The following is a 14,621-nucleotide window of genomic DNA, read 5'->3' as shown; positions in this document are numbered from 1 at the left end:
AGGAGAGCAATGACGCCCAAGCCGACCGAACTCCTGACCGTCGCCGAAGTCCTCGCCGAACTCCGCATCCCCCGCCGCACCTGGCAGCGCTGGCGCGAACTCGGCACCGGACCCCAGTGCGTCCGACTTCCGAACCGAGAGTTGCGCGTTCGCCGCTCCGTGTTGGCCGCTTGGCTCGAAAACCTCCAGGAGGCAGCGTGAACCAGTACGACGTGACGATCTACCCGCTGGACATCCGCAAGGGAAACAATCGCCCCTACTCGGTTCGGTGGCGGATCGGTCGCAAGTTCAAGCGTCGCTCCTTCAAGAACCGTGCGCAGGGGGAGAATTTTCGCTCCGATTTGATGCAGGCCGCCAAGAAGGGGGAGGGATTCGATTCCGAGACAGGACTGCCGGAGTCGATGACGGAAGCGGAACCGTCCCTGACGACGTACGACCTGGCCCTCACCTACTCAAAAATGAAATGGTCTGGTGCTGCCGCGAAAACGCGTCGGACGACGGCTCAGGCTCTGGCGACTGTGCTGCCTGTCCTGGTCCGGTCCGACGCGGCGAACCCTCCGGCGTCCGACGTTCTGCGGAACGGGCTCATCAATTGGGCCCTCAACCCTCCGCGTCGAGACACGCCACAACCTGTGGAGGTCGCCGCCGCCCTGGCCTGGCTCGAAAAGAACGCGGTACCGCTGGACGCCTTCAACGATGTCTCCCAGCGGCCGGGGCTGATCCGGGCAGCGTTGGATGCTTGTGCGACCAAGCTGGACGGAAAGCCGTCCGCTGCCTCGACGCGACGCAATCGGCGATCCGTGCTCCACAACTACTTCGGGCACGCGGTCGAGAAAGGCCACGTGACGGTCAACCCCGTGGGCACTGTTCAGTGGAAGGCGACGAAGGTGGCCGACGCGGTAGACCGTCGAGTCGTCCTCTCGCCCGCACAGTTCAGTCAGTGCCTGGTGGCCCTCTCGTACGTCGGGAGGTACGAGGGGCGGGGAGCCAAGCTGTCGGCGTTCTTCGGGCTCATGTACTACGCCGGGGCGCGGCCGGCCGAAGCTCTGGCCGTCGTGCGGGATGACTTCACCCTCCCGAAGAAGGGATGGGGGATGGTGACCCTGGCTCGTTCGGAGCCGGAAGCCGGAACCGCCTGGACTGACGACGGTGCCCGCAACGAACAGCGTGGGCTGAAATGGCGGGCACGTAAGGAGGTGCGGGCCGTCCCGATCCCCCCGGCTCTGGTGCGGCTCATCCAGGCACACCTCAAGCGCTGGGGCACCGGCCCGGGCGGCCGGCTCTTCCGCACCGCGACGGGCGGTAGGTACAGCCAGACCGCTTATAACCAGACCTGGGACGCCGTCCGGGCGATCGCGCTTCAACCTCACCAGGTCAACAGCACGCTCGGGCTCCGCCCGTACGACCTGCGGCACGCTGCCGTGACGCTGTGGCTGAACTCCGGCGTCCCGATCCCCGAGGTCGCCCGCCGGGCCGGGCACAGCTCAGACGTACTGCTCAAGGTCTACGCCGGGTGCATCGACAGCGGGTCGGCCGCCGCGAACGCGCGGATCGATGAGGCTCTGGGCGACGAGCTCTAATCAGTCCGGTCACTGACGAGGGGTACGGCGAACATGCCGTGCCCCTCGGGGGGATTCTGGGGCAAGCATGGGGCAAGGACAGTGGCTATCAGCAGCACCGAACGGCATTCGGCTGCACATGAGGATGCCTGCCCGAGTGGGCATTGATGCTGGTCAGGGCGACTTTTAGACCCCCGACCATGGAGCCCGCTATCGGATTCGAACCGATGACCTGCTGTTTACAAGACAGCTGCTCTGGCCAACTGAGCTAAGCGGGCGAGTTCCTGCACGGAGGACTCTACCGGTCATGCGGGCCCCGATGTCGCACCAACGGCCGTTCTGTGCGAATCGTCGGTTGAGAGGGCAGGCCGGGACGAACGGCTTCCGAAGATCACCAGTGCCGCCCCCGGCACCACGAACTTCTGGACGTGCGTTCGAAAATCCGCTATTCAGAACAGCAATCCGAGCCCCTCAACTCACCGCGAAGCAGACATAACCGAATAGCGTTACCTGATAGGAACGTCCGTTTGGTCTTCATGATTTGCGTCACCTGCCACCGCCAAATGGTGCTGGGAGCAGGGATTCCGCTGGTGAACAAGTGACCAAGTGCCTAGTTTCAGCCTGTGACAAATGGACCGCGAACCGTACTTCTGGGGGCCACCGGATATCTGGGCGCCATCACGGCCCGGGCCCTGGTGGAGAGGGGTCTCACACCGATCCTGGCCGGGCGGGACGGCCACAGGCTCTCGCAGCTGGCCGGTGAGCTCGGAGGGCTGGACTTCCAGATCGCCGACGCCCGGGATCGCGGTTCCCTGACCGCCCTGATCAGCCCCGGCGACGTGGTGATCAGCACGATCACGCCCTTCCGGGCGGTCGGTGAGGAAGTGGTGCGGGCGGCCGTGACGCGACGGGCGCATTACCTCGACGTGGCTCCCGAGCCGCCTTGGGTACGCACGGTGTTCCAGAAGTGGGGACGCCCGGCACGGGAGGCGGGGGTGGTGGTCATGCCCTCGGTGGGCTTCAGTTTCTCCCCCGGCAACATTGCCGGCGCCGCCGCGTTGCAGGAGGCCGGGCCGGAGGCCACCCGGGTGCAGGTGGCCTACTTCGTGCTCGGTGACTTCGAGCAGGACTCGTTCGGCGCGGGTGTGCTGGAGTCGGTGACGGGTGCCCTCTTCGAGCCCGGCCTGGTGCGCCGGGACGGGATCATCGACACCGAGATGCCCGGACGCCGCGAGCGCACCTACACGATCGACGGCCTGGAACGCCGGGCCATCAGCGTGGGCGGGCCGGAGCACTTCACGCTGGCCCAGTTCCAGCCCCGGGTACTGGACGTCGACGTGTTCATCGGCTGGCTCCAGGTCGATTCCAAGGGCCGGTCACTGCTGCCGAAGTCGGCGACGAGCACCGCCCGGCTGTCCCCGGGGCGGGCGATGACGAAGTTCAGGCACCGGCGGATGGTGCGCGACGCCGCGGAGGGGCCCGACTCGGTGGGTCGTACCGGGATGGTGAGCATGGTGGTGGCCGAGGCGATGGACCCGGCCGGCAACACGCTGTCGCGGGTGACGCTGACCGGGCCGAACCCCTACGACCTCACCGCCCGGCTGCTGGCCTGGCACGCGATCGCAGTGCCGAACTGCGGGCCCGCGGCGGCGGGGGCGACCGGGCCGGTCAACGCGTTCGGCCTGACCTCGGCGATCGAGGGTGCTCGCCAGGCGGGTCTCGAGCGCGTCGACTGAACCAGACTCAACCAGACTGAACCACTGACCTCAGGGGACGCTGACCGGCCGACGCTCGCCGTCGTCCTCAATTTCGGAGACCGCGGGAGCGTCGGGCCGCAACGGCGACGGCTCGACCCGCAGGAGCCGGGCCAGCCAGACGGGCAGCCACCAGTTGTACTGACCGAACAGGGACACCAGGGCCGGCACCAGCAGCGAGCGCACCACGGTGGCGTCGAGCAGGATGCCCACGCCGAGCGAGGTGGCCAGCACCTTGATGTCGGTGTCGGGGGCCGAGGCGAGTGCGGCGAACGAGAAGAACAGGATCAGCGCGGCCGAGGTGATGAGGCGGCCGGTGCGGCCCAACCCCTCGACAACGGCGCGTGAGGTGGAGCCGGTGCGGTCGTACTCTTCGCGCATCCGGGCCAGCAGGAACACCTCGTAGTCCATCGACAGACCGAACAGGAAGGCGAAAATGAGGACGGGGAGCCAGAATTCCATGGCCCCGGTCTCGGTGACGCCGAACAGGGCCTGGGAGCCGTGGCCCTCCTGCCAGAAGAACGTAGCCAGCCCGAACACCGCGGCCACGCTCACCAGGTTCAGCGCCACGGCCTTCAGCGGCAGCAGCACCGACCGGAAGGTGCGCATCAGCAGCACGAACGTGATCAGGGCGATCAGCGCCAGCACCAGGGGGAACCGGTCGTACACGGCGTTCTGGTAGTCCTGCACGATCGGCCCGGCCCCGGCCAGCCCCTCGTAGCCGGGAAGGCCGCTCACCGCCTCCCGCACGTCGTCGGTGATCGCGACCGAGTTGTTGTCCACCGTCTCGTCGTCGGGCACCACGATCACGTCCACCGGGCCGGACGACGAGGGGTCGAGCGGCACCACCATCCGGACCCCGTCGACCTGGCCGGCCGCCTCGACGATCGCGGGGACGTCGGCGGGTGAGGCCACGACGGCGCTGATCGGTGAGAGCACCCCGCTGCCGACGCCTCCCTCGCCCAGGTCACTCAGCGCGTCGTGGGCGGGGCCGGAGTCGGCCAGGGAGGCCGAGCTGGTCATGCCGAACTGGAGGCCGAACACCGGGGCGATGGCCAGCGCCAGCACCGCGACACCCACCCCGGCCGCGACCCAGCGGAACCGCACCACGCCGCGGGCCCAGGCCGACCAGCCCCGGGAGGCCTTGCTCTCCCGGCGGATCCGGGGCCAGTCGACGCGGGGGCCGACCAGGCTCAGCAGGGCGGGCAGCAGGGTGAGCACGACCAGGGTGCTCATCAGGGGGATGAGCATGCCGCCGAAGCCCATGCTGCGCAGCAGCGGCACGGGCACCAGGATCAGGGCGATGAGGCTGATGGCGACCGTGACGCCGGAGGCCAGGACGGCGTGCCCGGCCGTGCGCACCGCCGTCACCACCGCGTCGTCGTTGGTGGCGCCGTGGGCCCGTTCCTCCCGCCAGCGCGACACCACCAGCAGCGAGTAGTCGATGGCCACGCCCAGGCCGATCAGGGCGACGAGGAACTGCACCACGAACGAGACGTCGGTGATCTCGGTGAGGCCGAGCACCACCAGGAAGGTGGACAGGATCGCCACCGCGGCGATCAGCAACGGCACCAGGGCCAGGAACGAGGCGAAGACGAAGATCAGCACGATCAGCGCGCCGAACGCCCCGACCAGGGTCTCGACGAGCACGCTCGGGCCCTCGGTACTGTCGGCTGAACTGGTCGAGAGAGCCTGGTATCCGGTCAGTCTCACGTCCAGGCCGGAGCCCTGGCCGGCCTGGGCCAGGGTGCTCGTGATCTGCCCGGCCATCGGGTCGGCGAATCCCTCGGGTGTGGGGGTGAACAGCAGGCTGAACGCACTGCGCCCGTCGTCGGTGAGGAAACGCTCGTCGCCGGTGCCCGCGTATCCGATCACCTGCGCCCCCGGCAGATCGGCGAGAGCCGCGTCGATCCGGGCGATCTCGTTGCGGTGCCCGGAGATGTCACCGTCCGGCGCGGTGTAGACGGGTACCGAGGACATGTCCCCGGCGATGCCGTAGGCCTCGGCGAGCTTCACCGAGGTCTCGTAGCCCTCCTGGCCGGGTAGGGAGAAGTCGAAACTCAGCCGGTCGGGAACGACGGACGAGGCTCCCGCCCCGGCGACGAGCATGACCAGCCAGAAGCCGATCACCCACCAGCGGTGTCTGACGGCGAACGTGGCTGTACGCGACATGGATCTCTCCCCCCCTCGGGACGGGTCCCCACCCGTCATGACTCCCGAGTATGTCGCGGGTCACAGCGGTAACGGATCAGGGATGTCCCCGATGCACCCTCCGGAGATTTCCGGGATCCGGGCGACCGAACCGGGATCAACGGTCTCGTTTCGCAAAGGACGCTCCCGACGGGATTTTTCAGAAGGCGTGGCGGGTCGTGGGCCAAAGCGGATTAACCCGGGCACCGGAAAGTGTCAACGGGACGAGGGGCTCCCCGTGTCGTCCCGGATGCGTGGCGTGAGGGTTCATAGACTGCCGGTGAGGAACGCCGGGTCTCGTTCGCGAGGGCGCGGCACACGATGAGGAGAGTCATGCCGCGAGGAGATCTACGCCGGGCCCGGCACGATGGGGCCCGCGTGTCCGTCGCCGAGTCGGAGGCCCGCCACCGGGCCCTGCTCGGCGCACTCCCGGACGGCGTGCTGCTGCAGGACCTGAACGGCAGCGTGCTCCTGGCCAACCTGCGGGCCGGGCAGCTCCTGGACCTGAAGCTGCTGGAGGAGTCCAGCTCCGGCGTGCCGGCCCAGCGACGCGCCGACGAGACCGGTCCGATGGTTCTCAACGGCCATCGCCGGGTCGCCGACCCCCGCCCCGGCCGCATCGAGGGGGTGAACCGGATCAGCTCGGCAGCCCTGCGCAGCGGCCAGATGCAGAGCGGTTTCACCGATCCGGTGCTGGTCGACGGGGTCAGCCAGCTGTTGCAGGTCACCTCGATCCCGCTGCTCGGTGACGACGGCATGCCCCGCGCCGTGGTCAGTTCCGTGGCCCCCGCCACCGACCCGGCCGCGGTCCCGTCGGCGGCGCAGGAGGCGGGCGGGGACGACATCTTCCGCCGCACCATGCAGCACAGCCCGATCGGGATCGCGGTGGCGACGCTGAACGGTCGCTTCCTGCGGGTGAACCGCACGCTGTGCCGGATGCTCGGCTACCGCGCGGACGAGCTCCAGGCCCGCACCCTGGCCGACATCGTGCACCCCCAGGACATCGCCACCGTGCGCGCCCGGATCGCCGGCCTGATCAGTAGTGACGAGGATTCCCTGCGGCTGGAGCGGAGTTTCGTCGGGCACGGGGGCATGCACCTGTGGGGCACCCTGGTGATCACGCCGATCCGCGACTCCTCGTCGCGCCCGGTACAGCTCGTGGTGCAGGTCGAGGACCGCAGCGATCTGTACCAGGCGCAGGGCCTGATGACCCACATGACGCTGCACGACCGGCTCACCGGCCTGCCGGGCCGGCCGCTGGTACTCGACCGCGTGCAGAAGGCCCTCGACCGCACCCGCCGCAGTGGGCTGCGCGCGGCCGTGCTACAGGGCGACGTGGACCATTTCCGGGTCGTCAACGACAACGCCGGATACGAGGACGGCGACGAGGTACTGGCCGAGATCGGCCGCCGGGTGGCCGCTTCCCTGCGCGCCGGCGACACCGCTGGGCGGCTCGGCGGCGACGAGTTCGTGGTGGTCTGCGACGACATCACCGACGAGGGCGAAGCCGGCGCGATCGCCGACCGGGTACGGGCCGCGGTGAACGAGCCCCTGGTGCTCGGCGGGCGCACGCTGCGCCCCACCATCAGCATCGGCATCGCGCTCTCCACCTCGGCCGACAACGACCCGCTGATGCTGCTGCGCGACGCCGAGATCGCCACCTACCAGGCCAAGAACCGGGGTCGCGACCGCTGGGACACCGTCGACACCGGTCTGCGCAAGGCCGCCTCCGAACGTCTGGACCTGGAGTCGCAGCTGCGCACCGCGATCAGCGACGGCGAGCTGGAGCTGCATTTCCAGCCGATCGTCGGGCTCACCGGACGCCGGGTGATCGGCCGGGAGGCGCTGGTGCGCTGGCGTCACCCCCAGAAGGGGCTCATGCCCCCGATCACGTTCCTGCCGATCGCCGAGGAGTCGGGGCTCATCGTCGAGCTGGGTGCCTGGGTCCTGCGCGCCGCCGTGCGGGCCGCCGCCGCCAGCCTGGACCCCGGCTACGTGGCCGTGAACGTGTCACCGAACCAGATGATCCGCCCCGGCTTCTCCGCTCAGGTGGAGACGGTGCTGGCCGAGTCCGGTCTGCCCGCGGGGCAACTCGTGCTCGAGCTGACCGAGTCGGTGATGCTCAGCGCCGCCCCCGCGGCCCGGCTGGAGATCGATCGGCTGCACCGGCTGGGCGTGCGGATCGTGGTGGACGACTTCGGCACCGGTTTCTCGGCCCTGTCGTACCTACGGGACCTGCCCGTCTCCGGGATCAAGGTGGACCGCAGCTTCACCGCGGGGCTGGGCGACGACCCGCAGTGCGACCGCATCGTCGAGGCCCTGATCGGTCTGGGGCACGGGCTCGGCATCGACGTCATCGTCGAGGGGGTCGAGACCGAGCGGCAGAGCGACCTGCTGGTCGGGATCGGGGTGCAGCACGCGCAGGGCTACCTGTTCGGAAAACCCAGCCCGCAGTACGAGTTGCAGAATGCCTAGTCAGCGGTGAGTTGCTGGACCAGCCAGGTGCTCTTCAACGGGCCCCAGTCGGCCTTGTGCTCGTTGTTCTGCAGCACCACGAGGCAGGAGAGCAGCACCAGCACGATCACGGCCCAGGCCACCAGGCGAGCCGTCGGGCCACCGGTGATGGCCGCGGCCACCCTCTCGGTACCGCGGCGCACCGGGCCACCACCCGGACCCCACCAGGCCGTGAGCAGCAGGGCCACCATGCCCGCGGCGAGCGGGATCGGGGAACCGGGCACTGCGCTGGACGAGGCCGCACCGGACTGCACCGAGGCGACGATGAAGGCCACGCTCACGCCGATCAGGGCCGGCAGCACCAGCCCGAAGACGGTGGACAAGGCGCCGCTGAGAATGCGCCAGGGCATCGACAGCGCCGTGACCAGGCCGTCGCTGGCCCGGGACCCGCGCGTGTCGCGGCGGTGGCCCAGGGCCGTGCTGGTGCGGTCGACGACGCGGGCGGCGATCATGCCCACCGCGACGATGACGATGGCGCCGTAGGGAGCCACCGCGGCCACCGAGGCCAGCACCACCAGCAGGCCGAGCAGGAACAGCGGCATCGAGCCCAGCGGCAGCCGGTCGAGCACGCTCTCGCTGCGCTCTTCCTCTTCGTGGTGCGGCTGGGACTGGTTCGGGTCGTCGCCGATCGGGCGCCCCTTGGCCAGGACCGGGGCCTGACCACGGTTCTGGCCCGGGTTCTTCGGACCCTGGTTCTGCAGCCCCTGACCCTGCTGCGGACGAGCCTCGAAACCGTTGGCCGGACCGCCGTTCTGATTCTGGGCGGGGTTCGGCCTCGGCGCGTCGAAACGGCGGGTGGACTCCGGCGCGGACCCCCAGGACGGCGGGATCACCGAGGTCTCACTGTTGTTGCCGCCGTGCCCGAGAGCATGCGGAGGGATCACCGACGTCTGGGCGTTCGCCCGGGCCGACGGCGGCGGGATGACCGAGGTCTGGTTGTTGTTGCCGCCCGAGGCGTGGGGCGGGATGACCGAGGTCTGATCGTTGTTCCCGCCCGAGGCGTGCGGCGGGATCACCGAGGTCTGCGCGTTCGCGAAAGCGGTGTTGAACGACGGCGGGGGGGTGCGGGCCGTGGGCATCTCGTCCGCGTCGTCCGGCTCGGGCAGCCGGATCTCGGTGGAGTCGCCGGGCCGGATCTGGCGGCCGGCCGCCATCTCGTTCGGGCCGGGCTGACGCTGCGTCTCCTCGTCGGGGCTGACGTACACGTCGCCCCGCGAACCCCAGGACGGGGTCTGCGAGTTCGGCCCGGTGCCACCGGGCCGGGAGGGCGCGGCCGCGGCCAGGCCGGCGATCAGCTCGTCGTGGTGCGGGCGCAGGCGCGGGTCGACCGAGAGCGCGGCGGTGAGGGTCTTGCGCAGACCGTCGTCCACCCCGTCCACGTCCATCGCACCGCGGCGGACGCGGTCGAGCACAACCTCGATCGGGCCGGTGCCGAACGGCGGGCGGCCGGTGGCGGCGTAGGCCAGCGTGGCGCCCCAGCCCCACCAGTCGGTCGCGGCACTCACCGCGTCACCGCCGATGATCTCGGGCGACAGGTATCCCGGCGTGCCCATCACCAGACCGGTGTGGGTGATGCGGGACTCGTCGGCGACGTGCGCGATGCCGAAGTCGATCAGCACCGGCTCACCGTCGAGCAGCATCACGTTGGCGGGCTTCACGTCGCGGTGGACGACCCCGGCGGCGTGGATCGCGCGCAGGGCGTCGGCGAGCACCTGGCCGATGCGCGCGACGTGGCCGCGCGGCAGGGGCCCGTGGTCCCGGACGTGCTTCTCCAGCGTCTTGCCCGGGACGAAGCTGGTGACGACGTAGGGCGTGTCACCCTCCACGTCGGCGTCGAGCACGCCGGCCACGCGCGGGTGACGTACCCGGCGCAGCGTGGCGACCTCGCGGGCCAGGCGGCGACGCGCGTCCGGGTCGCCCGCGATGTGCGGGCGCAGCACCTTGACGGCGACGGCCTTGCCGTTCTCGTCGAGCCCGAGGTGGACAACGCCCATCCCGCCTTCTCCCAGGCGCTGAACAAGGCGGTACTGACCGATCCGCCCCGTGTCGCCTGCTGCACGGGCGGTTGCATCGTGCGGCATGGTGAACACGGTAGGCCAAACGACCGACTTCCCGTAGCGGCTCCCCCGGACGGGAAGCTGCTACGCGCACCGGATCGCCCGGATCAGGTGTTGATGTAGGCCTGCAACTGGTCGCGCTCACCCTCGAGCTCGTCCATGCGGTGCTTGACCACATCCCCGATGCTGACGATGCCCACCAGCCGGTCACCGTCCACCACCGGCACGTGCCGGAACCGGCCGTTGGTCATGAGCTTGGCCAGCTCCTCGATCTCAGTGGCCGGCGGGCAGGTCTGCACCTGCCGGCTCATGATCTCGCTGACCGGCTCCTGCAGCAGGTCAGGGCCGAATCGCTGGAGCTTGCGCACCACGTCCCGCTCGCTGACGATGCCGTCCACCGACTGCCCGTCGGCGGAGACCACCAGCGCGCCGACGCCGTTCGTGGCCAGCTTGTCGAGGAGTTCGGTGACGGGCCGGTCGGGGCCGATCGTGACGACCAGCCCGCCCTTCTGCCGGAGTAGTTCGCTGATCCGCATGCGGGTGGACCTCCACCGATTCAGGCGATACGTGGACGGGATCCGGGCGGCCGGGAACGTGCTACTGGGCCTTCACCGAGGGTAGGTGAGGCCTGCACGAAGGGGAACCCCCGAACGTGTCCAGGATCACAACCCTTCGGCCTACTGAAGGGCCGCCGGGACCGAACCCGTGGACCCCCGCACCACCAGCTCCGGACGGAAAAGATATTCGGTCCGGGGTGCAAAGGCCCCGTGACCTCCTCCGTGGATGTCGTCGAGCAGGGCCCGCACCGCCGCCGCCCCCATCGCCTGGACCGCCTGGCGCACAGTCGTCAGCGGCGGGTCGGTGAAGGCGATGAGCGGCGAGTCGTCGTACCCGATCACCGAGACGTCGGCCGGTACCCGCAGCCCGCGGTCACGCACCGTCCGGATCACGCCCAGCGCCATCAGGTCGCTGCCACAGATCACGCCGGTGCAGCCGGCGTCGATCAGCCGGTGCGCGGCGGCCGCCCCGCCCTCCACGCTGAACAGGGAGCACTCGATCGCGTCGTCGACGTCGTCGCGACCCAGGTGCCGCCACATCGCCGTGCGGAACCCGTCGATCTTCCGGATCACCGGCACGTACTGCCGCGGGCCCAGCGCCAGGCCGATCCGCCGGTGCCCCTGCGCCACCAGGTGGTTCACGGCCAGGTCCATCGAGGTCACGTCGTCGTTGCTGACGAAGGGCGCGTCCAGCCCCTCGACGTAGCCGTTGACCAGCACGATCGGCAGCCCCCGGCGCCGCAGGGCCACGTACCGGGACGGATCGGCGGAGGTGTCGGAGTGCAGCCCGGACACGAAGACGATGCCCGCGACCCCGCGCTCGGTGAGCATCTGGGTGTACTCGTCCTCCCGCACCCCGCCGGGGGTCTGCGTACAGAGCACCGGCGTGTAGCCGTGGTGGGCCAGCGCCGACTCGATCACCTGAGCGAAGGCCGGGAAGATCGGATTGTCCAGCTCCGGCACGATCAGCCCGATCAGCCCGGCGGAGTGCTGGCGCAGCCGCACCGGGCGCTCGTAGCCGAGCACGTCCAGGGCGGTGAGCACGGCCTCGCGGGTGGCCTCGGCCACGCCGGAGCGGCCGTTGAGCACACGACTCACCGTCGCCTCGCTGACACCGGCCTGAACCGCGATGTCCGCGAGCCGGGCGCGGGGTGCTGACGCCATCGACCGGGCTCCTGAAGATTCTCGTCGGCCTTATATAAGAACAGACGGAATCCGACATTAGCGACGAATAGCGGTCCTTTCCGCCCGGATCATCTCCAGCCCATGGTGCCGAGCCGGGCGAGAAAGGCCGGGAATCACCCCGCCCGGGGTCCAGTGGGACGCAGATGACATCGACTACCCCTATGCGCCGGGCCGTTCGGCGGTCTTAGATGTACCCCGTGGCCGACGACGCCCCGTGCGCCGCTCAGCCATCGTTCGACCGGGCCCCGCGCGGGTCCGGAGCAATCCGGTAATGACCCGGTCGCCAACCCCGGCGGCCGGTTCACCCTCCACTCGGATCGTCCGGCACGTTCCTGCCGGTGAAGGGAAGTGGCAAAGTGGCCACCGTCACATATGACCAGGCAACCCGTATTTACCCGGGTGCTACCAAGCCGTCGGTCGACAAGCTCTCGCTGGAGATCGAGGACGGCGAATTCCTGGTTCTCGTCGGGCCCTCGGGCTGCGGCAAGTCCACCTCCCTGCGCATGCTCGCCGGTCTGGAAGACGTCAACGAAGGACGTATTCTGATCGGCGACCGGGACGTCACGCAGATGCCGCCGAAAGACCGCGACATCGCCATGGTGTTCCAGAGTTACGCGCTCTACCCGCACATGACCGTCGGCGAGAACATGGGTTTCGCGCTGAAGATCGCGGGTATCAGCAAGTCCGAGATCCAGCAGCGGGTGGCCGAGGCAGCCAAGATCCTCGACCTCACCGAGTACCTGGACCGCAAGCCGAAGGCCCTCTCGGGTGGTCAGCGGCAGCGTGTGGCGATGGGACGAGCGATCGTCCGCCAGCCCCAGGTGTTCCTGATGGACGAGCCGCTCTCCAACCTGGACGCCAAGCTGCGTGTCCAGACCCGTACCCAGATCGCGTCGCTCCAGCGGCGTCTGGGCGTCACCACGGTCTACGTCACCCACGACCAGACCGAGGCCATGACGATGGGTGACCGCGTCGCGGTGCTGAAGGACGGTCTCCTGCAGCAGGTCGGCTCCCCCCGTGAGCTGTACGATCACCCGAACAACGCGTTCGTGGCCGGCTTCATCGGCTCGCCTGCGATGAACCTGCTGAACCTTCCGGTCGTGAACGGCGGCGTGCAGTTCGGCGACGAGGTCTACCGGATCTCGGAGCAGACGCTGAACGCCGGCGGTCGCCACGTCACCCTGGGTGTGCGTCCGGAAGACCTCTCCCTGTCCGACCACGGCCTTCCGGTCCAGGTCGAGCTGGTCGAGGTTCTCGGTGCCGACGCCTACCTGCACGGCACCCTGAAGAGCGAGGGCACTGACCTGCCCGTCATCGCTCGGGTCGACGGGCGTCGTCCCCCGGAGAAGGGCCAGACGGTCCACCTCCAGGCCAAGGAAGGCCACACGCACCTGTTCAACAGCGATTCGGGTGAGCGGCTCGGCGCCTGATCGCGTCACTGCTCAGTTCGACGACCGCACCGGCCGGTTCCGACCGGCCGGTGCGGGGTCGCCCGCGCACGAGCGGGGGTTTCGAGAGATGACTACTACCAGAACACTCCAGATCACTTCCGCGGCACCGGATCCGGCGTTGCTGGACCTGCCGTGGCACCTCCCTCTGGAGAATTGGCCGGCCAACCGGCTGGCCACCCTCCCCCGCGGTATCTCGCGGCACGTCGTACGTTTCGTGAACCTCTCGGGAAACGTGCTGGCCGCCAAGGAGATCACCGAGGAGTTCGCCCGGCGCGAGTACGGTCTCCTGCGCCTGCTGCGCCGTCTGGGTCTGCCCGCGGTCGAGCCGCTGGGCATCATCACCGGGCGCACCGACAAGAACGGTGAAGACCTCGACCCGGTGCTGCTGACGCGACACCTCCAGTTCTCCCTGCCTTACCGCGCGGTGTTCTCCCAGACCATGGGCCCCGAGCCGGTCATGCGGCTGATCGACGCCCAGGCCGTGCTGATGGTGCGTCTGCACCTGAGCGGCTTCTGGTGGGGCGACGTCTCGCTCTCCAACACGCTGTTCCGGCGCGACGCGGGCGCTTTCGCCGCCTATCTGGTGGACGCGGAGACCGGCGACCTCTACGACAGCCTGTCCCGGGGCCAGCGCGAGCACGACCTCGACCTGGCGCGCACCAACATCGCCGGCGAGCTGATGGACCTCGAGGCCGGCGGCCTGCTCGACGAGGCCCTCGACCCGGTGAAGACCGCCGACGCGTTCATCGAGCGCTACCGCACGCTCTGGTCGGAACTCACGGCCAAGGAGGCGTTCGAGACGGACGAGCGCTGGCGGGTCGACGCCCGCATCCGCCGTCTCAACGACCTGGGCTTCGACGTCGGCGAGCTGAACATCAACACCGATGTCACCGGCACCTCCATCGAGATCCAGCCCAAGGTCGTGGACGCCGGTCACCACCGTCGCCGTCTCCTGCGCCTGACCGGGCTCGACGTCGAGGAGAACCAGGCCCGCCGCCTGCTCAACGACCTCGACACCTACCGGGCCGCCACCGACCGGCAGAGCGTGGACGAAGACGTCATCTCGCACGAGTGGCTGGCCCGCCGGTTCGAGCCGGTGGTGCGGGCGGTCCCGGCCGACCTACGCGGAAAACTGGCCCCGGCCGAAGTTTTCCACGAGGTACTGGAACACGGCTGGTTCATCTCCGAGAACCAGGGCCGCGACGTCGGTATCGACGAGGCAGTCGCCAGCTACATCCGTAACGTGCTGGTGCACCGGCCCGACGAGCAGGCCGTGCTGGGCGTCGACACCCAGGAGATGCCGGTCGTGATCGATCCGATCGCTTAGGGGCCCACAGAATTGAGGACGCCGCTG

General features: G+C 69.4%; 10 protein-coding genes and 1 tRNA gene. 6 read left to right on the top strand and 5 right to left on the bottom strand.

Features of this window, described 5'->3' with window-relative positions; all coding sequences use genetic code 11:
- Positions 1 to 9: 9 nt before the first annotated feature.
- On the top strand, positions 10 to 201 hold the full coding sequence (locus LR393_RS25340; protein ID WP_231487214.1) for a helix-turn-helix transcriptional regulator: 192 nt from the start codon (positions 10 to 12) through the stop codon (positions 199 to 201).
- Positions 198 to 1,580, top strand: coding sequence for a tyrosine-type recombinase/integrase (locus LR393_RS25335; RefSeq protein WP_231487213.1), 1,383 nt, complete (start codon positions 198 to 200; stop codon positions 1,578 to 1,580). The genes LR393_RS25340 and LR393_RS25335 overlap by 4 nt, the downstream gene beginning before the upstream one ends.
- Before the next feature lie 180 nt (positions 1,581 to 1,760).
- On the opposite strand, the gene LR393_RS25330 is transcribed toward LR393_RS25335, so the two are convergent.
- A tRNA-Thr gene (locus LR393_RS25330) sits at positions 1,761 to 1,837 on the bottom strand.
- Between the two features lie 345 nt (positions 1,838 to 2,182).
- Here LR393_RS25330 and LR393_RS25325 point away from each other — a divergent pair.
- Entirely contained in the window at positions 2,183 to 3,295 is a 1,113-nt protein-coding gene (locus LR393_RS25325; protein ID WP_231487212.1) for a saccharopine dehydrogenase family protein, read from the top strand.
- Positions 3,296 to 3,325: 30 nt separating this feature from the next.
- On the opposite strand, the gene LR393_RS25320 is transcribed toward LR393_RS25325, so the two are convergent.
- Positions 3,326 to 5,485, bottom strand: a complete 2,160-nt coding sequence (locus LR393_RS25320) for an MMPL family transporter (protein WP_231487211.1) — start codon at positions 5,483 to 5,485, stop codon at positions 3,326 to 3,328.
- A gap of 351 nt (positions 5,486 to 5,836) precedes the next feature.
- Between LR393_RS25320 and LR393_RS25315 the strand changes: the two genes are divergently transcribed.
- Positions 5,837 to 7,978 (top strand): GGDEF domain-containing protein, encoded by a 2,142-nt coding sequence (locus tag LR393_RS25315; RefSeq protein WP_231487210.1) that lies wholly within the window; start codon positions 5,837 to 5,839, stop codon positions 7,976 to 7,978.
- Here LR393_RS25315 and LR393_RS25310 read toward each other — a convergent pair.
- From LR393_RS25310 to LR393_RS25300, 3 genes are all read right to left on the bottom strand, one after another.
- Positions 7,975 to 10,098 carry a serine/threonine-protein kinase gene (locus LR393_RS25310; RefSeq protein ID WP_269327851.1) on the bottom strand — a complete coding sequence of 708 codons (2,124 nt, stop codon included), beginning with the start codon at positions 10,096 to 10,098 and terminating at the stop codon, positions 7,975 to 7,977. The two genes, LR393_RS25315 and LR393_RS25310, sit on opposite strands and share 4 nt — an antisense overlap.
- 83 nt (positions 10,099 to 10,181) lie before the next feature.
- Entirely contained in the window at positions 10,182 to 10,610 is a 429-nt protein-coding gene (locus LR393_RS25305; RefSeq protein WP_231487208.1) for a CBS domain-containing protein, read from the bottom strand.
- A gap of 141 nt (positions 10,611 to 10,751) precedes the next feature.
- Positions 10,752 to 11,795: a LacI family DNA-binding transcriptional regulator gene (locus LR393_RS25300; RefSeq protein WP_231487207.1), complete on the bottom strand. Its 1,044-nt coding sequence runs from the start codon at positions 11,793 to 11,795 to the stop codon at positions 10,752 to 10,754.
- 377 nt (positions 11,796 to 12,172) lie between these two features.
- Here LR393_RS25300 and LR393_RS25295 point away from each other — a divergent pair, with 377 nt between their 5' ends.
- Together LR393_RS25295 and LR393_RS25290 are read left to right on the top strand one after the other, a co-directional pair.
- Positions 12,173 to 13,246: an ABC transporter ATP-binding protein gene (locus tag LR393_RS25295; RefSeq protein ID WP_231487206.1), complete on the top strand. Its 1,074-nt coding sequence runs from the start codon at positions 12,173 to 12,175 to the stop codon at positions 13,244 to 13,246.
- Positions 13,247 to 13,334: 88 nt separating this feature from the next.
- On the top strand, positions 13,335 to 14,594 hold the full coding sequence (locus LR393_RS25290) for a DUF4032 domain-containing protein (protein WP_231487205.1): 1,260 nt from the start codon (positions 13,335 to 13,337) through the stop codon (positions 14,592 to 14,594).
- Positions 14,595 to 14,621 lie beyond the last annotated feature (27 nt).

It is taken from the genome of Kineosporia mesophila, assembly GCF_021129235.1.
In the GTDB taxonomy this organism is placed as follows: domain Bacteria; phylum Actinomycetota; class Actinomycetes; order Actinomycetales; family Kineosporiaceae; genus Kineosporia; species Kineosporia mesophila.
This window is presented reverse-complemented; position numbering and strand designations above follow the sequence as displayed.